This window comes from Paenibacillus sp. H1-7 (assembly GCF_022354825.1).
Taxonomy (GTDB): domain Bacteria; phylum Bacillota; class Bacilli; order Paenibacillales; family NBRC-103111; genus Paenibacillus_S.
This window is the reverse complement of record NZ_CP031168.1, coordinates 7,290,892-7,314,253: the sequence shown is the minus strand read 5'-3', so window position 1 is coordinate 7,314,253 and position 23,362 is coordinate 7,290,892. Positions and strand designations below refer to the sequence as shown.

General features: G+C 52.0%; 20 protein-coding genes. 15 read left to right on the top strand and 5 right to left on the bottom strand.

Going from position 1 to position 23,362, the window contains the following annotated elements; genetic code table 11:
• Nucleotides 1-61: 61 nt before the first annotated feature.
• The gene (locus tag DVH26_RS32290) at nucleotides 62-1,801 is read left to right on the top strand and encodes a CotH kinase family protein (RefSeq protein WP_239629566.1); all 1,740 of its coding nucleotides are present in this window, start codon (nucleotides 62-64) and stop codon (nucleotides 1,799-1,801) included.
• Nucleotides 1,802-1,862: 61 nt separating this feature from the next.
• Here DVH26_RS32290 and DVH26_RS32285 read toward each other — a convergent pair whose 3' ends face one another.
• Nucleotides 1,863-3,095, bottom strand: a complete 1,233-nt coding sequence (locus tag DVH26_RS32285) for a cytochrome P450 family protein (RefSeq protein ID WP_239629564.1) — start codon at nucleotides 3,093-3,095, stop codon at nucleotides 1,863-1,865.
• A gap of 27 nt (nucleotides 3,096-3,122) precedes the next feature.
• Entirely contained in the window at nucleotides 3,123-3,734 is a 612-nt protein-coding gene (locus DVH26_RS32280; RefSeq protein WP_239629562.1) for a TetR/AcrR family transcriptional regulator, read from the bottom strand.
• A 185-nt stretch (nucleotides 3,735-3,919) separates the two neighbouring features.
• Between DVH26_RS32280 and DVH26_RS32275 the strand changes: the two genes are divergently transcribed.
• Nucleotides 3,920-4,900 carry an ABC transporter substrate-binding protein gene (locus DVH26_RS32275; protein ID WP_239629560.1) on the top strand — a complete coding sequence of 327 codons (981 nt, stop codon included), beginning with the start codon at nucleotides 3,920-3,922 and terminating at the stop codon, nucleotides 4,898-4,900.
• A gap of 191 nt (nucleotides 4,901-5,091) precedes the next feature.
• Entirely contained in the window at nucleotides 5,092-7,605 is a 2,514-nt protein-coding gene (locus DVH26_RS32270; RefSeq protein ID WP_239629558.1) for an O-antigen ligase family protein, read from the top strand.
• Nucleotides 7,606-7,739: 134 nt separating this feature from the next.
• Here the strand turns inward: DVH26_RS32270 and DVH26_RS32265 are convergent, their stop codons facing one another.
• A complete protein-coding gene (locus tag DVH26_RS32265; RefSeq protein WP_239629555.1) occupies nucleotides 7,740-8,069 on the bottom strand; it encodes a hypothetical protein in 330 nt (109 codons plus the stop codon).
• A 56-nt stretch (nucleotides 8,070-8,125) separates the two neighbouring features.
• On the opposite strand from DVH26_RS32265, the gene DVH26_RS32260 reads away from it, so the two are divergent.
• From DVH26_RS32260 to DVH26_RS32245, 4 genes are all read left to right on the top strand, one after another.
• Complete coding sequence (locus tag DVH26_RS32260) at nucleotides 8,126-9,187, top strand: MerR family transcriptional regulator (RefSeq protein WP_239629552.1); 1,062 nt, start codon at nucleotides 8,126-8,128, stop codon at nucleotides 9,185-9,187.
• 189 nt (nucleotides 9,188-9,376) lie between these two features.
• Complete coding sequence (locus DVH26_RS32255; protein WP_239629549.1) at nucleotides 9,377-11,623, top strand: EAL domain-containing protein; 2,247 nt, start codon at nucleotides 9,377-9,379, stop codon at nucleotides 11,621-11,623.
• Between the two features lie 7 nt (nucleotides 11,624-11,630).
• Complete coding sequence (locus DVH26_RS32250; RefSeq protein ID WP_239629547.1) at nucleotides 11,631-13,274, top strand: thiamine pyrophosphate-binding protein; 1,644 nt, start codon at nucleotides 11,631-11,633, stop codon at nucleotides 13,272-13,274.
• Nucleotides 13,275-13,325: 51 nt separating this feature from the next.
• The gene (locus tag DVH26_RS32245; protein ID WP_239629543.1) at nucleotides 13,326-13,706 is read left to right on the top strand and encodes a carboxymuconolactone decarboxylase family protein; all 381 of its coding nucleotides are present in this window, start codon (nucleotides 13,326-13,328) and stop codon (nucleotides 13,704-13,706) included.
• 66 nt (nucleotides 13,707-13,772) lie between these two features.
• Here the strand turns inward: DVH26_RS32245 and DVH26_RS32240 are convergent, their stop codons facing one another.
• Entirely contained in the window at nucleotides 13,773-14,771 is a 999-nt protein-coding gene (locus DVH26_RS32240) for a HupE/UreJ family protein (protein WP_239629541.1), read from the bottom strand.
• Nucleotides 14,772-14,969: 198 nt separating this feature from the next.
• Between DVH26_RS32240 and DVH26_RS32235 the strand changes: the two genes are divergently transcribed.
• The 5 genes from DVH26_RS32235 to DVH26_RS32215 all read left to right on the top strand — a co-directional run bounded on the left by DVH26_RS32235 (nucleotide 14,970) and on the right by DVH26_RS32215 (nucleotide 19,485).
• Nucleotides 14,970-15,350, top strand: a complete 381-nt coding sequence (locus tag DVH26_RS32235) for an ATPase (RefSeq protein WP_239629538.1) — start codon at nucleotides 14,970-14,972, stop codon at nucleotides 15,348-15,350.
• Nucleotides 15,351-15,603: 253 nt separating this feature from the next.
• Nucleotides 15,604-15,891 (top strand): Asp-tRNA(Asn)/Glu-tRNA(Gln) amidotransferase subunit GatC, encoded by a 288-nt coding sequence (gene gatC, locus DVH26_RS32230; RefSeq protein ID WP_239629536.1) that lies wholly within the window; start codon nucleotides 15,604-15,606, stop codon nucleotides 15,889-15,891.
• 30 nt (nucleotides 15,892-15,921) lie between these two features.
• A complete protein-coding gene (gene gatA / locus DVH26_RS32225; RefSeq protein ID WP_239629533.1) occupies nucleotides 15,922-17,379 on the top strand; it encodes an Asp-tRNA(Asn)/Glu-tRNA(Gln) amidotransferase subunit GatA in 1,458 nt (485 codons plus the stop codon).
• 27 nt (nucleotides 17,380-17,406) lie between these two features.
• Entirely contained in the window at nucleotides 17,407-18,852 is a 1,446-nt protein-coding gene (gatB, locus tag DVH26_RS32220; protein WP_239629531.1) for an Asp-tRNA(Asn)/Glu-tRNA(Gln) amidotransferase subunit GatB, read from the top strand.
• Nucleotides 18,853-18,990: 138 nt separating this feature from the next.
• Nucleotides 18,991-19,485 (top strand): GNAT family N-acetyltransferase, encoded by a 495-nt coding sequence (locus DVH26_RS32215; protein ID WP_239629528.1) that lies wholly within the window; start codon nucleotides 18,991-18,993, stop codon nucleotides 19,483-19,485.
• A 95-nt stretch (nucleotides 19,486-19,580) separates the two neighbouring features.
• Here DVH26_RS32215 and DVH26_RS32210 read toward each other — a convergent pair whose 3' ends face one another.
• Nucleotides 19,581-21,287: a hypothetical protein gene (locus DVH26_RS32210; protein WP_239629526.1), complete on the bottom strand. Its 1,707-nt coding sequence runs from the start codon at nucleotides 21,285-21,287 to the stop codon at nucleotides 19,581-19,583.
• Between the two features lie 216 nt (nucleotides 21,288-21,503).
• Here DVH26_RS32210 and DVH26_RS32205 point away from each other — a divergent pair, with 216 nt between their 5' ends.
• From DVH26_RS32205 to DVH26_RS32195, 3 genes are all read left to right on the top strand, one after another.
• Nucleotides 21,504-22,193, top strand: coding sequence for an MgtC/SapB family protein (locus DVH26_RS32205; RefSeq protein WP_481857626.1), 690 nt, complete (start codon nucleotides 21,504-21,506; stop codon nucleotides 22,191-22,193).
• Between the two features lie 77 nt (nucleotides 22,194-22,270).
• A complete protein-coding gene (locus DVH26_RS32200) occupies nucleotides 22,271-22,879 on the top strand; it encodes an RNA polymerase sigma factor (protein ID WP_239629520.1) in 609 nt (202 codons plus the stop codon).
• Complete coding sequence (locus DVH26_RS32195; RefSeq protein ID WP_239629518.1) at nucleotides 22,824-23,297, top strand: anti-sigma factor family protein; 474 nt, start codon at nucleotides 22,824-22,826, stop codon at nucleotides 23,295-23,297. The genes DVH26_RS32200 and DVH26_RS32195 overlap by 56 nt, the downstream gene beginning before the upstream one ends.
• Nucleotides 23,298-23,362 lie beyond the last annotated feature (65 nt).

Below are 23,362 nucleotides of genomic sequence, written 5' to 3'. Positions count from 1 at the left end.
CTTAAACTAAGAACGTCACAGTTAATCTTGCAACGACCCGCATAGATAAGGAGATGCCGATATGAATATAAAAATGATAGTCAAACAAGCCAGCTATGTGTTATTGTGCTCAGCCCTGCTGACGGCATGCAGCCCAGGAACGACGCAAACGTCAGGTACGTCGACCGAAGCCGCAGCAACGAACGGAGCGATCGCTTCAAGTACGCAAACGCTGGGGTACGTCAAGGAAATGGATAAAACCAAGATCATGACGTTCTCCATCAATGTCGATGAAGCGAAGTGGCAGGAGATGCTGGAAACCGCAGCGGAAGAGGAATACATTTCAGCCGATGTAACGATTAACGGAACGACGATCAAGAATGTCGGGATCCGGCCCAAAGGCAATTCCAGTCTGAAGCAAGTTGTAGCAGATGATACTACAGACCGTTACAGTTTTAAAATCAAATTCGATGAGTATGTAGACTGCCAAACATGGATGGGTCTCGACAAAATCGTCGTCAACAATATGCAGTCCGACAACAGCTATATGAAAGAGTATTTAAGCTATGACATCATGAGCTACATTGGAGTCGACGCTCCGCTGTATGCTTTTGCGGATATCCAAGTGAACGGAGAGGCATGGGGCTTCTACTTGGCCGTTGAAGTGATGGACGGCAGCTACCTCGACAGAACGAAAGACGGTGAGGGCGAGCTGTACAAACCGAACAACGATGACAAGATGATGGCGGGCATGGGCAACATGCGCGGAGTCCCGGCGGGCGCAAACGGCGACACAGCGGCGGCCGGTGCGCAGGGCGCTTCCGGGAATGCCGGCACAGAAGGCTCGCCACCGCAGAGACCGGCGAGAGACGCTGTGACGGCACCAACCGGCATGCCCCCGGCTGACGGCATCGGGAACCGTGGTCCAGGCGGAGGCATGAATAGCGCGCAGAACGGCGTTTCCCTCGTGTATACGGACGATAAGGCCAGCAGCTATTCCGCCATTTTTGATAACGCTGAAACGAAAACGGATGAAACCGACTACGAGCGCGTTATCGCCGCGCTGAAAAATCTGAGCACAGGCACGGATCTGGCATCGTCGGTGGATGTGGACGCGGTGTTGAAATATTTTGCCGCGCATACCGTCGTTGTGAACATGGACAGCTACACCTCCAATATGGGGCATAACTATTACCTCTATGAAAACGACGGTCAGCTCAGCATGCTGCCTTGGGATTACAATATGGCGTTCGGAGGATTTCAGGCGGGTAACGCATCCGAGGTTGTCAATCTGGCGATTGACACGCCGCTCTCCGGCGTAAGCCTGCAGGATCGTCCGATCCTTGGCAAGCTGCTCGAAGTGCCGGAATACAAGGAGAAGTATCATGCCTACCTGCAAGAAATCGTGAATGGTTACTTTGCTGACGGCAAATTTGAACAAACGGTTGCGAACCTCGATCAATTGATTTCCAGCCATGTGCAAAACGATCCGAGCGCCTTCAACACCTACGAAGAATACAAATCGGCGGTTGCCGAGTTAACGAAGCTGGGCACGCTTCGGTCGGAGAGCATTCAAGGGCAGCTCAAAGGCGAAATCCCTTCAACAACCGAGGGGCAAAAAGCCGACGCAAGCGCACTGGTCGATGCCTCTGCGGTGGATCTGTCGAAGCTGGGCAACGGGATGGGCAAGGGTGGTCCCGGCAAAGACGGCTTCGGAGGCGGGCCAGGCCGATTCCCGAACGGGATGAATGGCGGCAACCAAATCGAGACGGAGCAAGGAAGCGATTCGGCCGGCCAGACAACTTCGGCACCTGCAAACTAACGTGAAAAAGCCCTAAGCCGCTGTTAGCCGAGCTTGGGGCTTCTTCCTATTTACGCTCCATTTAAAAAGTCACAGGCAATCTTACAAGTGATCTCAAGGTGCTGAAATGATATTCCAGCGGCTCTGAGCCGGTTGCGAGCTGCAGATTGGGAAGCCGCCGCAGCAGCGTGCCGAAAGCGATTTGTCCTTCCAAACGGGCCAGCGGCGCCCCCAGGCAGTGATGGATCCCTTTGCCAAAGGCCAGATGCTCGTTCTCTTCTCTAGTGATATCGAGCGTCTCGGGATTGGCAACCTTGTGCGGATCGATATTGGCGCCGGCAATGGAGACGACCACCATTTCCCCTTTGCGGATGGTCTTGCCGTGAATGATGACATCCTCGCCGGCAAAACGGCTCGTGATCATGATAGGGCCGGCATAGCGCAGCAGCTCTTCGACGGCGGAAGGGAGCAAGGACGGATTTTCCCGAAGCAAATTCATTTGCTCGGGATGCTGCAAAAGAGCAAGCACACCGTTGCCGATCAGGTTGACCGTCGTTTCGTGACCGGCGGTAATGAGCAGCCAAATGGTCGAGAGCAGCTCGTTCTCGCTTAGCCGGTCACCTTCGTCAAAGGCTTGAACCAAGCCGCTTGTCACATCATTCCCGGGATTTCGCCGCTTATCGTCGAGCAGACCTTTAATATACTGAATAAACTCATCGAGAGCCGTTGTCACTGCATCCGAATCGCGGGGATCCAATGCCGCTTTTCCGAGTCTTTGCGTCCACTCCCGAAACCGGTTCTGGTCTGAAGCGGGAATCCCCAGCATTTCGGAGATGACCATAATGGGGAGGGGATAGGCAAAGTCCGCGACCAGCTCCATCCTGCCTTGGCCTTCTACACGATCCAGCAGCTCATCCGCAATTTGCTGAATGCGCGGGCGAAGCCCCTCGATCATTTGCGGCGTGAACGCTTTGGACGCCAATCGGCGGAGGCGGGTATGATCGGGCGGGTCGACCGACAGCATGTTGGGCATATGCTTCATCCATTCAATCAATTTATTGACGGATGCATTCGTCGCGGCTGAACCCGCTTGATCCTGCTGCGGCATGAGCTTCCGCATATCTTTTAGAAAACGGGGGTCCTTCAATACGGCGGCAGCATCGTCGTGCCGAAAGGCGATCCATGCGCCCCCCATACCGAAAAAGTCGTCCAGACGGTAGAGCGGCTCCTGTTGTTCAACAAGCCGATGATAGAAGGCAAAGAAATCTCGCATCGTTTCCGGCGAAGTAAAATCGCTGCTGGTGATGTTCTCCATGCTCTTACCCCTTCCCATTACCTCGTTTTATTGTTCAATACCAAAGCGGATCATATTGCAAAAACGGTTCATTTTATCGAAATAGTGCTGAACATACTCGTCGTCGACAGCCTCAATTTGAGAGACATCCAACAGGAACTTCTTCTCAAAGTGCTCTAATGCAATCATGATCAGCTCAAATGCTTGATCGCGGTCCAGCCCGTCCCGAAGCGGAACTTTGTCAAACAATCTTCTCCACAATTTGTTTCTCGATGTGATAACGTCACCATACTTTGCCTCAATATCCGGTATCAATTCGTCCGGCGTCAAATAAAAAGCCTCATACACTAATTTGTACTCATCGGGTGAATTTCGAAAGTAATTGAACTCCAGTCGGCCGAACTCGTCCAGGGCTTTAAAAAAATCATCGTACTTCAAAATCGAATCCATCTTCAGCTCGGCCCCGATTTTTTCGGAGCAGTGTTCAAGCAAGCTGAAATACAGCTTTTTCTTGCTTTTGAAATGATGAAAGATCAAGGCTTTGGAAATGCCGGCCGCCTCCGCGAGCATTTCCGTCGAAGTCTGTTTATACCCGTGGCGTGCAAACAAGGACAAGCAGGCCTCCAGCATCTTTTCTTTTTCGTAGAGCTGCAGCGGCAAAAAGCATCACCTCCCATTATGCTGACCGATCGGTTAGCTAGATTATAATATATGCTGACCGAATGGTCAATATGCGCTGTTTAATTTGAAATGGAGTTGATGGGTTGACTTTGAAAATGATATTCATTATCATTCATTAAGCGGAACCATTATCGGAAATTATGCAGCAATGGAGGAAATTAAAGATGAAAAAAATTCAAATGAACAAGCGAAAATGGCTGCTGCCTGCCGTCGCGGCATTAGCGTTAGCGCTCTCGGCGTGCGGTTCGAGCCCTGACGGCCAAACGGGGGAGCAAGCCAATTCTTCGGCCCCGGCTTCGTCCGGTACGACGGCGAAGGAGAAAGTCGTCAAGGATGGGATGGGCCACGAGGTGACCATTCCGGCGCAGCCGAAACGGATTCTGGGCTCGTATCTTGAGGACCCGCTGCTTGTACTTGGCGAAAAGCCGGTTGCCCAATGGTCGGTTGCCAGCGGCACGCAGCAGTATTTGGAGAAAGAGCTGAGCGGTGTGCCGACGATCCCTTCGGACCTGCCTCCGGAGACGGTGCTGAGCTTTGCTCCCGATCTCATGCTTATAGGCAATGAATCGGCGGTTGCCAAAGGGCTGTACGAGCAATACTCCAAAATAGCTCCCACCTACGTGCTGGGAAGCGAAATTAACAATGACTGGCGCAAGACATTGCGGAAAATCGCCGAGCTGCTGAACAAATCCGATGTTGCCGAAAAGGCGCTTGCCGGCTATGAAGAGAAAGTGAAGGCAACCAAAGAGAAGGTGGGTCCGAAGCTTGGGGACAAGAAGGTCGCTATCTTGTGGGTGACCAAGAAAACCTTTTATGTCGTCAACGGAAAAATTGCCAGCGGTGCCGTGCTCTATGGCGATTTGGGCCTGAAGATGCCCAATATTTTGGCTGTGCTGCCCGAGGCCAAAGCCAACTGGGTATCGATATCCCTCGAGAAGCTGGCGGAGCTCGACGCCGACTATATTTATCTGGTCAATAGCGATAAGGGCCAGGCAGGCAATCTGGAGGAGCCGTTGTGGAAAAATATCCCGGCGGTCAAAGCGGGCCGTGTATACGAAATGGACAGAAACCGCAGCTGGCTGTATAACGGATTGATTGCCGGCACCAAGGTGATGGACGACGTCGTAAGCAGTATGTCCCAATAAAAGGATGTCCGCTGCGGCTATTATCGAATAGAACCCCTGGAGGTATAACGTCTATACAGGGGTTCTTTGCTGTTTTCCGATGCCAATCTATCATTTGAAATCCTACAAAGTGACATTGTTAAATTTTGGATGTATAATCCTAATGTAGGAGATGATGGGTGAAAATTGGTAATTGGAGGTTTCGCTAGAACATGATTACTAGACAGAGAGCACCTGTGTACGGTGCCGGCAGGAGCAGGCTGGAGGAGAGGGCGGCAGAGAAGCATTCCATTCTCAGCGGCCTGATGCTGATAGGCATAACGCTGTTTATGGTCGTCGCGCCGTTTCATGCTGCATTATTTTACGGATATACGGTTCAATATGAGGTGAACATCCATTCCGCCGTCATGCTGTCCGGAGTGCTTTTACTTTTGCTAAGCTTCTATGCTTTCTATCATTGGCGTTTTCAACAAATGAGAGATTGGCTGGCGCTGGCCGTATGGACGATCCCGCTCTCCTATGCGTTGTCCTCGATTTCCGCAGCGTCTTCTCATTTTTCAGCCAATATGATCGAAATGAACATGATGTATGCCGCATTTTTTGCTATAGCCGTCTTCTTAGCCGCGAACAAATCATCAGCGGGCATTTTGCAGCAGGGCATCGTTTTCTCCGGTTATATTATCGTGGTTTACTGCTTCATGAATATGTTCGGAAATGCATATTACCGCGACGCCGTCATGCTGACGGACCAAGGCTTGCGGCTGACGTCCGTGTTCCAGTATGCCAACGCGTATGCCGCGTATTTACTGGCGCTTTTGTTGTCATGCATTTGGACGTTCATGAATACTCGCAAGCCGTATTTGATGCTTTTGCACGGCATCATGCTGCTTCCGATCATGCTGTCCTTTCTATTGACGCTATCGCGGGGAGGCATCGTGGTGCTACCGCTGATATTGCTTGCGATCCTTCCCTTTTTTACGCTGATCCGCCAAATCGCTTTTTTCGTTTACCTCGCCATCGTAACGGCAGGCTCTCTTCTCATCCTGGAGCCGATACGAAGCAAAGCGGAAGCCATCGTTCGCCGCGTAGTTTCGAGTGCTGAGCCTGAGCAGCAGCGGATCGGCTTTTTTACTCCGGATTCCATCTCCGGATGGCTGCTGCTGGGAGGGGTTTCCCTGCTGACGGCTCTGCTATTGGTATGCCTCCACTATTGGCTGGTGCCGCGGACGGAGAAACGGTACGCGGACAAGCTGGACAAGCGGTTCATGCCGCTGCTTCTTCCGGCGCTGATGATCGCAGCCTGTATTCTCGGAGCGGCGGTTCTATCCGGCAATACGCCGCTCACGAAGCTTCTTCCCGACTCGCTGCAGCAAAGGCTGTCATCGATTAATTTCCAGCAGCATAGCGTTCTCGAACGGTTTACCATGTATAAGGATTCCTTGAAAATCGCCTCCGATTATCCGGTAACAGGAGCCGGAGGAGGAGCTTGGATCAGCATGTACCAGAAGTATCAGAACAACCCGTACGTGGTAAAGCAGGTGCATAATTTCTTTTTGCAATATTTGATAGAGACAGGGCTGGTTGGCTTGCTATGCTTGGTAGGCTTGCTAGGCTGCGTGCTCTACGGCTACATCCGGCATTACTTCAGGAGCCGGCAGGAGGACAGGGCGAGCCATCATATTTTTTATATCGTGGTGGTTAGTATCCTCATTCACAGCATGCTGGATTTTGAGATGAGCTATGTGTATTTGGCTTCGCTCGTATTTTTGTGCCTCGGGGGAATGGCGTCGCAAGCGGATAAGCCGATGGCTCTATTCAAGCCGGATTCGGCTGGAAGCAAGCGTATCCGGTGGGCTGTCCCTGTCCTTATAGGAGTTGCTTCGGTGTATCTGTTTTACTCCGCTGCCGTTCAGCTGAAGTCGAACCAGCTGTTTATTCAGGCGAATGAACTGGTGCGCGCAAGCTCCAAGCCGAGCTTTGATGAAGTAATGGAGCCGCTTGATGCGGCGCTAAAGTATGCTCCGGGCCATCCGGACTATTTAAATTTCAAAATTCAGCTGCTTCATCAGGCATACAATCAAACCAAAGAAGCTTCGTTCGAGCAGGAAGCTAACCGCAGTCTGGCCTTGCTGGACCAATACGAGCCTTACGATAAGGAAAGGCTGGAAACGGAGTACGACCAATATGTCCAATCGGGCAGGCTGGATGAAGCGTTGAAGGTGGCATTGCGCAGCTTGGAGCTGAATCCGTGGGGCGTATCGGTGTATAAGGAAAGACCGAACTGGTACGAGCGCGCCATCGCTCTTTGCTACGAATTAGGCAGCAGGGCAAGGGCAGCCAATCAGACGGATTCGGCGAATGCCCACTGGAGCCGGGCATATTCGCTTTATGATACGGTGACGGCCAAAACCGAATCGCTCAAGCTGCTGCCCAAAGGGCAAATGCAGGGAGAACCGTTCGGTGTAACGCCGGTCATGTCCTTGTTCATAGGCCAGGCGAAATTTGCGCACAAAGACTATGCAGGAGCGGCCGACGCGCTGGGCCTCAACGTTTCGGCAGACTATGGGATCGAGATCAACCGGATGATTGCCCGGTGGTATCTCGCGGCCCTTCAGATGAAGGGAGAGAGCGATGCAGCCGTTTATGCGCAGCTGACAACGAAGTTCCCGGAGGAAAAGGAGAGCATAGCCGCTTTAGCCGCTTTGACTGCCGGACAAGCGAAGTAAGGCCACGTTATGCTGCGATTCGCTTAAAAGAGACACAGGCAAAGTAAAAAGCCCTTCTTCGAATCCAGACAATTCGAAAAAGGGCCGGCCTTCCCGTTAATGCATACGCAGCGGGCGGGGTGGTCTGAAGGTAATCAGCTGAACGCCCATAGCACATAAGCCAAATAACCGCCTGCAATGGCGATTACGTAGTATATCGCAAGTCGCAGAAAGATTTTTCCCGTGCTCTTATCGTATGTCGGGTTTCCTTCTTTGTTTTTCTGGGAAACGCCGACAGCGATAGTCGCAGTTAATCCGAACATGGCGACAATAAAAATAAGAACATAAAGAACGGTAAGATTCATGTCATCACCTTCATTAATGTGGCATTGATAATCGACATAGTTATTGTACCTCAAATCGCTCCATTCGTAACCATCCAATTGGCTGAGCATCTTCCCATCCAGTTGCAACAATTTGTTCACATCTGTACCTTTCCCTAACGTCATAGTTTACAATAAGTGCTACGGAGGTCGAGTGAATGAAAATCAACGAGCTGGCAGGGCGGCTGGACGTAACGCCTAGAGCGATTCGTTTTTATGAGGAAAAAGGACTGCTGCATCCGCGCTATGCGGATAACGGCTACCGCTTCTACACGGAGGATGACGCATGGAGACTGCAAACCATTACGGCTTTCCGGGAGATCGGATTCGGGATCGAAGCCATCGCCAAGCTGCTCCTTTATGTGGACAGCGGAGACCGGGATACGTTCCGGCATTATTTGGAGCTGCAGCGGGCCGTTCTGTTCTCCCGGTGGGTGGAGTGGAAGCAGCTGCTTGCCGCGTTGGACAGGCTGATTGACCGGGCCGACGGCCAAAAGCCTTTGCAGCTGGACGACCTGTTCGAGCTGGCTGATAACATTAGGCAGCTCAAGCATGCGCGGTCCACTTGGGAGGACCGGTGGGATTACGACGGTCTTGCCGAACGGTTCGACCGCTTGTCGAGCCAGAGAATGAGTCCCGTAGGCTTTATGGCAACGGCGGACGAATATGAGCAGGCGCTTGCTTTTACCGTGCAGTGGATAGCCCCTCAGCCGGGAGAGACCGGATTGGACGTTGGCACCGGAACGGGTGTTTTGGCCGGGCGCCTTCAGCAGGAAGGAGCCGCCATGTACGCAGTGGAGCAATCGAGACAGATGCTCGCGCGCTGCCGCGGCAATTATCCGGACGTGCAATCCAAGCTGGGCAATTTTATGGCGCTGCCATTTTTTGAAGGTGAATTTCATTTTATTGCGACGCACTTTGCCTTTCATCATTTGAACGAGGGTCAACAGCGGCTAGCCTTGGAGGAGATGAACCGGGTGTTGAGGCCGCAGGGCCGGATCGTCATAACGGGTCTTATGTTCGAGCATGCGGAAGCACGTGAAGTTCTTATGTCGAGGCTGGAACGTGAAGGAGACCGGGAGCGGCTGTCCGAGCTTACGAGCCGGTATCCTGCAGACAGGTCTGGGCTGCTCGAATGGTTCCGAAGCCATGGTTTTATTACTATCCAGCAGCAGCTGAACGAGTGGATCCATATGGTTTATGCGGTACGCAAGCATTAATTGTCATAGAACGACAGCTTTGCGAAAATTCGATCTCATTTGACAATGGTTCAATTATCCGGGAAGATCTCGACAAACGATGGGCCGAGGGGCCTAATTGTTAAGGGTATTTTATTTTGGATGAAGAAGGATTTTCTGACAGCCAAACCGAATAATCAAAGGAAGAAGATGTGAGAAGAGAGGGAATTCATGGCCAACTCCAAACCTCAATATATTTTGGACTCGCATAACAAGTCCCGGGAATATTGCCTGGATCCGGATACGATCCCGATTTTTGAAGAAAATTTGTCGCACAAAGACCTATTGCGCAAGTTTTCGGAATATGAGGACGTTCTGAAGGTAGTACGATTTTTTGTCAAAAAATTGCTGGATTCGTTGAAAGGAAACCCGATTCTTATAGTCGTCTCCGACGAAAACGGCGTGGTGCTGGACATGGAGGGCGACGAGACGATCAAGCAAACGGTGAATCAGCTCGGAATTCGCGTCGGCGTTAGGTTTACGGAGGAGACGTGCGGCACGAATGTCATCAATTTGGCGCTTTCCCAATGTGTGCCCATCGAACTGATCGGCGACGACCATTACCATTCCTGCTTATTCTCCAGCGCTTGCTACTCCGTACCGTTCCATTATACCGATAAAAACAACCTCCTGGGCAGCATCTCCATTATGACCTCCGTCGGACTGGCCGATCCGTTTTACTTGACTTTATTGACGATGGCGGTGGATTCCATTGAGAGGGAATTGCTCCTGGTCAAGCAGAATCAGAAGCTGAACGTGTTGAATCAGATCATGATCAATTCGACCCGCAGCGGCATTATTATGACCGATAAAGAAGGCTTCATTATTGAATTCAACGACGTAGCCGAGCAGCTGACCGGGTTGAAAAAAGGCTTGATCCGCCACCAGGCGGTGCGCCAGTTCAAGCCGATGGGCCAATATATTTCCGATGTCATCGAAAAAGGCAGCAAATACGAAAACATTCAGCTCATGTTCGAGCGGCAGAATGGCAAAAGCAAGTTTGTGTGCTTGTTCGACGCTCTCCCAATTTATGACGAGCACTACGATATCATTGGAGCCTTCGGCCAATTCCGGGACGTGACGCAGCTGTATGAGGCCGAGGAAAAATATAATCATCTGGCTTATCATGACGATTTGACCGGCTTGCCGAACCGCAGGCTGTTCTACAAGCAAATCAACGAAATGTTCGAGGGTGCGGAGCAAAATCAAAATTCGTTCGCGATCCTGTACATCGATTTGGACCGGTTTAAAATGGTCAACGATACGTTGGGACACCGCAACGGCGACATTTTGCTGCAGGAAGTCGCGGAACGGCTGAAAAACTGCCTGGAGACGGATTGCATGCTGGCCCGTATGGGCGGAGACGAGTTCACGATTATCGTGCCGGACGCCTCGGGACCGGAGGTGGCCGTCTCCATAGCCGATGCCATCATCCAGAAGTTCAAGCGCAGCTTTACGATTCAGGGGCACGATTTTCACATTACGGCGAGCATCGGCATTTCCTTGTATCCAAGCGACGGCCAGGATGCGGAAACGCTGATGATTCATGCGGATACGGCGCTGTACAAAGCGAAGGAAACGGGCAAAAACAACTATATGCTGTACGTTCCGTCCATGAACCAGTCGTCGCATGAAAAGCTTGCCTTGGACAGCTCGCTGCGCAGAGCCGTTGAGCGTGAGGAATGGGTGCTTCATTATCAGCCTCAAATTGACATCCGCACAGGCGAAGTGGTCGGAGTCGAGGCGTTAATCCGGTGGCTGCATCCGGAGTTCAAGATGGTTTCTCCTGCCGAGTTTATTCCGCTTGCCGAGGAAACGGGTTTGATCGTCCCTATTGGAGAGTGGGCGTTGAAGCAAGCGTGCATGCAAAATAAAAAGTGGCAGGACGCAGGGTATCCGCAGGTACGCGTCGCGGTCAATTTATCAACGGCCCAGTTTATGAAGAAAAATCTGGATCAGACCGTCGCACACGTGCTGGCGGAAACCGGGCTTGATCCGAAATATTTGGAGCTCGAAATTACCGAAACCATGACTATGGATGTGGAGAGGTCAAGCCAGATTTTGGACGAGCTTAGCCGGCTCGGAGTTCAAATCAGCATAGACGATTTCGGCACGGGCTACAGCTCGTTGAATTACTTGAAAAAGTTCTCCATTCACCGTCTGAAAATCGACCGTTCTTTCGTCCGGGACATTACAAGCGACGAGAGCGACGCAAGAATCGTAGGAGTTATCATTTCCATGGCACACCATCTGGGGTTGAACGTTATAGCCGAGGGAGTAGAGACAGCAGAGCAGGTTGCTTTCTTGAAGGAGCAGCAGTGTGACGAGATTCAGGGCTACTATTTCAGTAAGCCGCTGACAGCTGAAGAGCTGGAAGAGAAATATTTTAAGAACAGAACAATCATGGGGTGGAGATGAAAGAGTGATGAGAGTTTCGCAAGTTCTTGCTTCCAATATGAAGACATGGGGCATCGATCGTGTTTTCGGCATACCGGGGAAACCGATTTCCCCTATGATGCTCGACCTTGACAGTGAAGGTATCGAGTTTGTCCTGACACGTCACGAGGCGGGAGCCGGATTTGCGGCTGCTGGGTATGCGATGGGCAGCCGCAAGCTGGGAGTCGCGCTCGGGACGTCGGGACCGGGAGGCACCAATTTGCTGACGGCGGCAGGTCAAGCCAAGGCTTACAATTTGCCGCTTCTTATCCTTACAGGCCAGCCTTCGGCAAGTGATTCGGGCAAAGCGCTGGGGCAGGATTCAAGCTATTTCGGTACCGATCTGGTGAAGATGTTCGAGCCGGTTACTTTGTTCAGCGCCCGGGTGGAGAGGGCCGACCTGCTCTCCATGTATCTTCGCCACGCGCTGGAAAGAGCATTGACCGGTCCCAAAGGTCCTGTGCACCTGTGCATTCCGTTCGATATCTTAATGTCCCAGGTGGAGCCGTTTGCTTTATCGCTGCCGATCAACATCCCTCAAGCCATTTCCCCGAATGCGGAAGAGGCGATTCCGCTGTTGAACGCGGCCCAAAGACCGGTGCTGTTCCTCGGGAAGGGAGTCAACGCAGCCGATGCGTACGAAGAGGTACGCATACTGGCTGAGCACTGGAACATTCCCGTCATCACTACGCCGGGCGGCAAAGGCGTATTTCCTACGAAGCATCCGCTGTGCCTCGGCAACTTCGGCTTGGGCGGGACGGCGCAAGCGCGCGATTATTTGAAATCCGGCGTCGATCTTCTTATTGCTGTTGGCACCAAGCTAAGCGACATGACCTTATCGGGGTTCACCGCGGACATGATGCCGAAGCAGGTCATTCACTTCGACTATGACATTACTTTCATTGGCAAAACGCTCGACGTTCCGACACTCCCTGTTCTTGGAGATGCCAAAGGGAACCTGCAGCGGCTGATTGCAACAGCCAAGGCAAGCAGCCGGATGTACGAAGCGGCCGCGACACTGGAATCTCCGCCCCCAGCTGTGCCGGAGTATAATGCGCTCGGCGAGCTATCCGCCGCTTTTGCCGTGAAGGCGCTTCGCTCTGCATTGCCCGATGACGCTGTCGTATTTGGGGACGACGGGAGTCATACCTTTTACGCGATTCGTCATTTCGACATCGTCGAGCCGGGCACGTTCCACTTCGACGACGTGTTCGGAGCTATGGGCCATGCGATCGGTTATGCGATCGGCGCGAAGGCGGCCCGGCCGGACCGTACGATAGTCTGCTTGACCGGTGACGGCTGCGCCATGATGCACGGAATGGAAATATCGACGGCGGTCAACCACCGGATTCCTGTTATTTTTGTCGTCTTGAACAACGGAAGACTTGATATGGTTGATAAAGGGATGTCCCATAATACAGGCCGCAGCGTAGGCGCTATCTATCGGAATCCTCTCGACACGGCGATGTTTGCCCGTTCATTGGGAGCGGAGGGAGTCTGCTGCCGGACAAGCGAGGAGATCCGGGCTGCCGTGGCCGACGCCGTGAAGGCCGATGTCCCTACGGTCATCGAGATTATGGTAGATCCGCTGGAGACGCCTCCGATTCTTAGCCGTTTGCTTTCACTCGATTAGCACCGGCAGGAGCGATACCGATAACTATTTTGACTGGAGCGATGAATTCGAATGTCTGACAACCGTTATGAGCAAGGTATGGATGTATTGAAGAAAATGGTCGGAGGGGAGCAGTTCCCGCCGCTTGAAGCGATCCGCAGCTTTTACCCTGATTTCGCCAATATGATTGTTACGAACGGCTTTGCCGATATATATTGCCGTCCTGAGCTCGACCATAAGCAGAGGGAAATGATCACGCTCTCCTCCTTAATTACTCAGGGAGCGATCGATCAACTGAATTTTCATGTCCATGCAGCGTTGAATGTAGGCGTAAGACCTGTGGAAATTGTAGAGCTGGTCATGCATTTAAGCGGCTACGTAGGATTCCCGAAAGCGATTAGCTCGATGGATGTTGTGATGAGAATTTTTAAAGAGAGAGAAATCCAATTGTGAAAAAGGGGGCTGTGGGGGATTCTCCCACAGCCTGCGTAAGTATCGGCCAGTCCGCAAGTACCCATCCTATCCAATGACCCCCGTACGTTCTAACAGCCACCAAAGCGCTTGAACTCCAATCACTGCCGATCCTCCAACGACAATACTTTTGTATCCCGCTTTATTCCGCAGCCATAAGATCATCGGCATGATCGTTATGACGAGGATCAGCTGTGCAGCCTCCACTCCCGCATTAAAAGCCACCAGCGAACTGACGAAATAGTTGGCGGGCAGACCGATTTCCCCCAGCGCCCCGGCGAATCCCATCCCGTGAACAAGTCCGAATAGGAAAGTCAGCAGCGAACGAAGCGAATGCTTTGGCGACACTATATTTTCTATGGCTACGTAACCTATCGTCAAGGCGATTGCCGCTTCCACCCACACTGGATTCACGTTAACGTAACCCAGCGCGGTTAACAGAAGCGTTACGCTGTGCGCAATCGTAAAGGCAGTGACGATCTGAACGATACGCTTGTAGCTGTCTGCGATGACAAGCAGGGACAAGAGAAAGAGCAGGTGATCGTAGCCTGTCGCGAAATGCTCGATTCCCAGCGTAAAATAACGCCATAGGGTAGTGCCAAGTGACGCGGCATGCGACGATTCAAAATGGTAACTGCGGTGAGAGGCGTCGAATACCGTTTGATCCGAATCGTTTCCGTCCACCATGATTGCAAAATTCAGATGGTTCGGGTCTGAATCGTCAAAAAGCAGGTTATATTGAATAGTAAAGCCGGTGATAGGCTGGCTGCTAGTATAATAGAGTTGAAAGCTGACCCCCGGGACTGATTCCTTCACATTTTTGTTCATGGATTGAAGGTGGAAACCCATATCCTCCATGTTCTGCTGGAGCCGGATGCCGTCCTGCAAATATCGCATGATTTGCCCAGTCTGTCCTTCCAGCTCTTGAGAGGAAAGGCTTCCGTCGCCGTTCGTGTCGAACCTGGAGAGGCTGAGTTCCGGTATGAACAAGTCGTATTGGACGCCTTCTTCCCGGGTGACAGTCAATTCGGAATAGCCGTTATTCAACGGATGTGCGGAGACCTCTTGTCTATCATTGCTTACGAACCAAAAAAATGCTAAGATTAATAGAATTAAACATAAACGTATGTTGACATTCATAGCTCGACTCATCATATACCTCTAGTAAGGATGTTATTACTAACACATCATAACGAATTTCGGGCTTGAATCAAATAGGCGCGTTAGTCTTGGGAGGAATGGCATATGCTTCGTTTGGGACAAAAGGTTTATATCGTCGCAGACAAATTTGAGCAAAATTTGCCCGTTGGAGATTACGGTTATATCATCGCTTATGATCGGAATGCGGATAATGTATTTGATTATGTCGTGCGTGTTCCTAAAATAAATAAACACTTTTTCGTAACCGGCGATGATATTGAGCTGGAGGAAGTACTGATTCAACAAGAGGTTGACCGTTTGGAGCGGGAGGCATTGATCGACTTCGCTCTTGCCACCAGGAACGAAGAGCTGTTCCGCCGCATTATGAACGGGGACGAGGAGCCGGAGGAATCGACAGAATCCGCCAAAGAAGTGATGTCTCAAGAGGACTTCATCAAACAAGTCAATCTAAAGGCCTGGATCTAATCCGAGCCAGCTTCAGGCAGCTTGGCAGCATGTCATCTGCATTAGCACTATACAGGACAGCCCCTTTCGGAGCTTTTGGCCCCGGCAGCGGGCTTTTTTTCTGTTGGTCCGGCAAGGTGCGGCCGCTCGGGGCACGGTACTTCTTTTTTGGGGGATTGGAATTGAGTTCAATATGCATCTGGTCTATAATATAAGGATGAGTTTTCGGTTATGATGTCGAAAATGAGGACGATTACGAAGCGGGGGGCAGTCGATGAGCGTTACGATTAAAGATGTTGAGCATGTAGCCAAGCTGGCCAGACTGGAACTGAGTGAGCAGGAAAAAGAGACGTTTACCGGGCAATTGAACGCCATCTTAAAATATGCGGAAAAACTGAATGAGCTGAATACAGACGATGTAGAGCCTACGAGCCATCCGATGCCGTTGTCGAACGTTATGCGCGAGGACGTATCGCGGCCTTCCCTGCCGATCGAGAAGGTGCTGCTAAACGCGCCGGACGAAGAGGACGGGCAAATCAAGGTGCCTGCCGTACTGGAATAGCTGTCATTCATATGAAGGGAGGATGCTGTTTTGTCTTTATTTGATTTGAAATTGCAGGAATTACATAACCGGCTTAGCGCCAAAGAACTATCCGTCTCCGACCTGGTGAACGCATCCTATGAGCGGATCGGCCAAGTGGAAGACAAGGTGAAAGCGTTTCTGACGCTGGATGAGGAGAACGCCCGCGCCGCTGCCAAAGCATTGGACGAGCAGCTGGGCAAGAGCGATACGAGAGGCTTGCTGTTCGGCCTGCCTATCGGCATTAAAGACAACATCGTTACCGAAGGCGTGAAAACCACTTGCGCCAGCCAATTTTTGCGCAACTTCGATCCGGTTTATGACGCAACGGTTGTGAAAAAGCTGAAAGACGCGCAAGCCGTCAGCATCGGCAAATTGAACATGGACGAGTTCGCCATGGGCGGCTCGAACGAGAACTCCAGCTTCCAGGCGACGCATAACCCGTGGAACCTGGAATATGTTCCGGGCGGTTCCAGCGGCGGCTCCGCTGCAGCTGTGGCTGCGGGCGAGGTGTATTTCTCGCTCGGCTCGGATACGGGCGGCTCGATTCGTCAGCCGGCCGCTTATTGCGGTATCGTCGGCATGAAACCGACCTATGGACTTGTGTCCCGGTTCGGTTTGGTTGCCTTTGCATCCTCTTTGGACCAAATCGGTCCGTTGAGCAAAAACGTCGAGGACAGCGCCTACCTGCTGCAGGCGATTGCGGGTCACGATCCGCAGGACTCCACGTCGGCGAACGTTGACATTCCCGACTATATCAGCGCGCTTACGGGCGATGTCAAAGGCTTGCGTGTAGCCGTGCCGAAGGAATATATGGGCGAAGGCATCGATCCGTTGGTCCGTGAGGCTGTCGTTGCCGCTCTGAAAGTATTGGAAAGCATGGGAGCCATTGTCGAGGAAGTATCGCTGCCGCATACGGAATACGCCGTGGCCGCGTACTATCTGCTCGCTTCCTCGGAAGCGTCGTCCAACCTGGCGCGCTTCGACGGCGTGCGTTACGGCGTACGTGCGGAAAATCCGAAAAACCTGCTTGATTTGTACCTGAAATCGAGAAGCGAAGGCTTCGGTCCGGAAGTGAAGCGCCGGATCATGCTTGGTACGTATGCGCTCAGCTCCGGCTATTACGATGCGTACTATCTTAAGGCGCAAAAGGTTCGTACCTTAATCAAGCAGGATTTTGACAAAGTGTTCGAGCAATACGACGTTGTGATCGGACCGACGGCGCCGACTACGGCGTTCAAAATCGGTTCTCAAGTGAATGATCCGATCACGATGTATTTGAACGATATATTGACCATTCCGGTCAACCTTGCGGGAGTGCCTGCGATCAGCGTACCTTGCGGATTTGCTGACGGCATGCCGGTCGGCTTGCAAATTATCGGGAAAGCGCTGGATGAGTCGACCGTGCTGCGCGTGGCTCATGCCTACGAGCAGAACACCGATCACCATAAGCAGCGCCCTGAGCTGTAAGAGAATAGACGAAAGGAGCAAGCCAGCATGTCTGCAACCGGAACTAAATACGAAACCGTCATAGGACTGGAAGTTCACGTAGAACTGCACACGAAGTCCAAAATCTTTTGCGGATGCTCCACCGAATTCGGGGCTCCGCCGAATACTCATACATGTCCAGTTTGTCTGGGCTACCCCGGCGTTCTGCCAGTGCTGAACAAGCAAGCGGTGGAATATGCGATGAAAGCGGCCATGGCGCTCAACTGTACGATTGCTACGGACAGCAAATTTGACCGCAAAAACTATTTTTACCCGGATTCGCCGAAAGCGTACCAAATTTCCCAGTACGACAAGCCGATCGGCGAGCACGGCTGGATCGAGATCGAAGTGAACGGCGAGACGAAGCGCATTGGCGTCACCCGCGTTCATCTGGAGGAGGATGCCGGCAAGCTGACGCATGTCGACGGCGGCTACGCGTCCTTGGCGGACTTTAACCGCGTCGGAACTCCGCTGATCGAGATCGTATCGGAGCCGGATCTGCGCTCCCCTGAAGAGGCGCGCGCTTATCTCGAGAAGCTGAAGGCGATCATGCAATATTGCGACGTGTCCGACGTTAAGATGGAGGAGGGCTCGCTCCGCTGCGACGCGAACATCAGTATTCGCCCGTTCGGTCAGGAGAAGTTCGGCACCAGAGCCGAGCTCAAGAATATGAACTCGTTCCGCGGCGTGCAAAAGGGACTGGAGTACGAAGAGTGGCGCCAGGCCGACGTGCTGGACAGCGGCGGCAAAGTCGATCAGGAGACGCGCCGTTGGGACGAAGCTCAAGGCAAGACGCTTGTCATGCGGGGCAAGGAGGAAGCGCACGATTACCGCTACTTCCCGGATCCGGACCTGGTTCGCCTGTATATCGACGACGAGTGGAAGGATCGCGTCCGTTCGACGATTCCAGAGCTGCCAGACGCGCGCAAGAAGCGCTATGTGAGCGAGTACAGCCTGCCTAGCTACGACGCAGAGGTTATCACCGCTTCGATGAAGCTGGCGAATTTCTTTGAAGAGAGCTTGAACTATACGAAGGATGCCAAAGCCGTATCCAACTGGATTATGGGCGATCTGTTAGGCTATTTGAACGCGAACAACCTGGAGCTTCAAGACGTGAAGATTACCGGACAAGGCTTGGGCGAAATGATCGGTCTGATGGAAAAGGGAACGATCAGCAGCAAAATCGCCAAGACGGTATTCAAGGCGATGCTTGAAACCGGAAAAGCTCCGCAAACGATTGTCGAGGAGCAAGGCCTCGTTCAGATCAGCGATGAAGGCGCGATCAAGGCGGTTGTCGAGCAGGTGGTTGCGAACAACCCTCAATCGGTTGCCGACTTTAAGGCCGGTAAAGATAAAGCGGTCGGATTCCTCGTCGGTCAAGTCATGAAAGAAACCAAAGGAAAAGCTAACCCTGGGCTTGTTAACAAGCTCATAGTGGAATGCTTAAACCAATAACGATACCAGCAGAAAACAGCCTTCCGCTATGCTTAATCATGGCGGGAGGCTGTTTAGTTTTACTTAGTGGTAACGATTGGAATATAGGCGGGTCTGTTGTATACTTCTTCTAAAGCTGTTGCGAAAAGGAGGACCCTCATGATTCGAGCCATTGATGTAACGGACACCCAAGAGGTGTTGGAGCTTCTGATGCTGCAGCAGCTGTCTTATCGGGTAGAAGCAGAGCGTATTGGCTTCGATGAAATCCCGCCGCTGTTCGATTCACCGCAAACGATACAAGGGTCGGGAGAGCGATTTTTCGGCTACTATGAAGACCGGCGCCTGGCCGGAGCGGTTTCCGTCAAGCAAAGTCCCAAAGAGCTCACGATCTGCAGAATGATGGTCCATCCCTCATTCTTCCGCCGCGGCATTGCGACGAAGCTGCTGCAATTCGCAGAGCAAATCGCCGTTCCCGGGATGCCGGTGAAAGTATCTACGGGCACGAACAATGAGCCCGCGATTCAGTTATATACGAAGCATGGATTTGAACCCTGCCAAAAGATTGAAATTGCTCCGAACGTTACGCTGACCGTCTTTTACAAGCGGGCGGAAGGAGAAAATAGTGAACCGGAGGGCAGCGCGTTCTTCCCATAACGCCTGCCCTGCTGATCGCAATGAATAAGCCGCTCCGATACTTATCACCTTCCATTTACGGTGTAAGAATCCGAGCGGCTTATTTGATTTACATATTAGCCGATCACATAATCGTCCCAGCATACGGGTTCCCCGTTAATAGCAGGTACGGCTTGTCCGCCGGCAAAGGTTAAGGTCAGCTTATCCTGCCTTTTTGTGGTATAAGCGATTTGCTTGCCGTTGGCCTCTGGTGCCTCTGCGGCATCGCCGAAGCTTGCTTGAGCGTTCCCTTCCATCCAGGCAGCGAACTGCTCCAGACTATCAATGCCTAGCCCGGACGCCTCCTGCCCGGACATCGCCTCGAATACGACGCCGTTGGATCCGTTCACGAACGGACTAGCTATGGATATTCTGTCAGCCCGTTCTTCGGACGAGAACTCGTTTTGCAAATGGAACGCGGCGTAAACGCGGCCGATTTTTCCATAACCGCTGCGTTCGGTAAACGTCCATTGCCCTTTCGGCAGGCAGCCTACCAGATGAGGGATGGCTTCTGTGTCTTCTGCAGGGATATCCCACAGCTGAATGGCGGTATCCTTATGAAGGAGCACCTCGCCGTAATTGCTGGCATGCCGGTCGTCGCCTTCCTTGTACTTGGCGCCCGGGTGGAAGAAGAACGCCTGATTCACCCCGACCGCTGCAGCGGGATCGGTCAAAGGCAGCGTAAGATCCCAGCGCTGCTGCTCGTTATCGAATTCCTCTCTACGCTCCCAGATGCCTCCAACGGCATAGTCAGGCGTCACATAAACGTAAGTGTGTGCCTCCTCCGTTACTTGACCGTCTGCTCCGGCAAATTGGATCCGCCGCCGGATTTCCTCGGATTCGCTGCGTTCTGTCGCTCTATTTCTAATATCGTCCGATACCTCGTAGGTGTATAGGCTTGAGCCTTCCAGACGGGTAATAATAGAAGGAAGCGGGAAATCGCCGAATTGGATATAGTCGAGCAGCGTATTGTTGTCCTTCGGCCCGTCATGCGGCCATTGACGGGATTGGGCTCCGATCCACGTGCCTTTCAAATAATAGTCGGCGCGCAGTCTCCATAAATAGTCCAGCAAAGAGCCGACGGTTTCACGTACGGCAGCGTCATCGACCACTTCCCATACGCAGGTGAACGATTGAATCCAGTGCCAATGCCAAGGCAGAGCGCCGTACTCCTTGAAGCCGAATGTTCTCACATGCTGCAACTGCTGTTTGGCGAATTGCAGACCCTGCTCGAGCAGCTCGCGATCATCGAACTGATGGCCGAGCAGCAGCTTAAGCGATGTGTGCTTCGCTTCGTGATGGTGAATTTGCTGAAGCGGCTGACGGTAGACGCTGCTTTGATATATATGAAGGATGGCGAGATTCAGCTCGCTTTTCAGCTCGATAGGCAGTATATTTTGGTATTTATTGTAAAATAAAATAATTAAGCAGCCCATCAGCTCTACCGGGAGCAGGTTTGGCTTAGCGGATGAAGGATCCGTCCCCAGGTTAAGAGGCCAATGGCCGTACATCGGATGAGCCGAGTCGGTCACCTGAAGCACGAGCACCTTGCGGATCATGTCTGAAGCCAAGCTCACGGCAGACTGGCGCTGTTCCTCGCTAAGATCGGAACTTTCTTCTTTATCCGCGCAATAAGCGAACAAATGTATCGCATAATAAAAGTTATCGCGAACATCGCTGTGGAACCAGAAGCCGCTTGGCAATAAAGGAAGCTCCAGCGCTTTGTGCGCCGCAAGCTTGCGGATTGCATTCTGTCTTTGAATCATTGATTGAGTGGATACCATTAGAGAAGTTCCTCCGTTCATTTCTATGACTGCTGCATCTTTAAACGTTTCATCTACATTAAGTGTACCGTCATCGGGAGCGAAGTCAACTGTTGAAGGCAAAACATTTTCGTCAAAACGGGAGGAAAGCATGATAAAATATACAGCGTATGCAACCGCCGGCCGATCCATTTCTTGCTTTGCGGCTGTCCGTAAAGCGGCAGGCGGTCTCCAATGATAACTAATCCATGGTATATCGATTCGTTTCAATTGACGATTCGGCTGCTGCTTTCTTTAATGCTGGGCGGGCTGATAGGCTTCGAGCGGGAACGAAGCAGCCATGCGGCTGGACTTCGGACGCATATTCTTGTCTGCCTGGGCTCTACGTTAATCATGCTGCTTTCCATGTACGGATTCTCGGAGTTTCTCGGATCGGACAATGTCCGGCTGGATCCCGCCCGGCTTGCGGCCCAAGTCATCAGCGGCATCGGCTTTCTTGGCGCCGGGACGATTTTATATACAGGCAAAGCCATTACCGGCCTTACTACGGCGGCTTCCCTATGGGTCGTCGCAGCGATCGGCCTTTCCGTAGGCGCAGGCTTTTATTACCCGGCTGTCATGGTATGTGTACTGACCTTGTTAAGCCTATGGGTGCTGAACCTCGTTGAGCAGCGGTATTTTAACGGCAAAAGGCCGCGGCTGCTGCAGATTCGTGCCGACGATTACCCGGGAGTTCTAAGCCGGATCTCGGCTGTGTTAAGCGGTCAGGGACACGAAATGCATAAGCTCACCGTGGAGGAAGGCGAAGAGGGGCAGCACATCATGTTCATTTCGATTACGGTCAGAATGGCGAGGGGGAAGCCAACAGTCGTTCTGATCGAAGAGCTGCAGCATATAGCCGAGGTTCATTCGGTTTCCTGTGAATAAATTTTTTTACCAATTTGAAGGGGTCCGCCGGTCTCGTGCGTCTTATAGGTTATACAACAAACAAAGGCGGTGAAACGATGGAACATTTGACGGATGAGCAGTTGGTCGACCGTATCCGTCAAGGCGATGAGGAAGCATACCGCTTCTTGATCGAGCGGCATAAAAACTACATTTATACGCTCGTGTATCGCATGGTTGAGCATCGCGAAACCGCCGAAGATTTGACTCAGGAAATTTTTATTAAGCTGTATCGGTCGCTGGTTCATTTTCGTGGAGATGCCAAATTTACTACCTGGGTGTATCGATTGACGGTGAATCTGGTTACCGATTATCGCCGGGCTCAGCACCGCAAGCCGTATGAAGCCATATTGGATAAGGTGAAGGGCTGGTTCGGCAGCCGGCAGGAAGAGCCGGAAGCAGTAGCATTGCAAAAGGAGGAGCAGCAGACGGTTCAGAAGCTTCTGTCCGAGCTTCCCGACAAATACAGGCTGATTTTGTACTTATACCACTATAAGCAGCTCTCTTACCAGGAAATTGCCGATGTGACGCAGCTTCCTCTCAAAACCATCGAAACCAGGCTGTACCGGGGAAAAGCATTGCTTAAACAAAAATGGCAGGAGGTACGCAATAATGAACAAACATCATCTGCATCCGGACGATCGTCAGCTGCAACGATTTCTAAGTAACCACTGCTCCGAGCTGGAACTGAAGCAAATCGGTCGCCACATTCAAGGCTGTCCCGATTGCCGGACCCGACTTCGTGCGTATCTCGATATGGAAGTGCTTCTGGACGACATGCCGGTCATGGCGGCTCCCGCCGGACTGGAAGATCGCGTCATGAATTTCATTCAAATGGAGAATCAGGGGAGCAGAATAGCACGCGAAACGTCAGCGGCTAACCAATCACCCAAGAGCGCATCGCGGTGGCGCCCCGAATTGATGCATGGGCTTGTAGCTACGGCCGCAACTTACATCTTCGTATCCTCCGGCATTTTGGGCAAGCTTCTGTCCATCAATGCGGATCAGCTGGGAGCCGATGTACAAAGCAAGCTCGCCGTCGTCGGAATCATCGTGCATCGCATATCCATTCAGCTTCTATTGTAGCTTTCGGATATACTGTATTCCTAATCAACTGTCGTCGAACCCAATTTAGCCGTCTTAGTGAATGG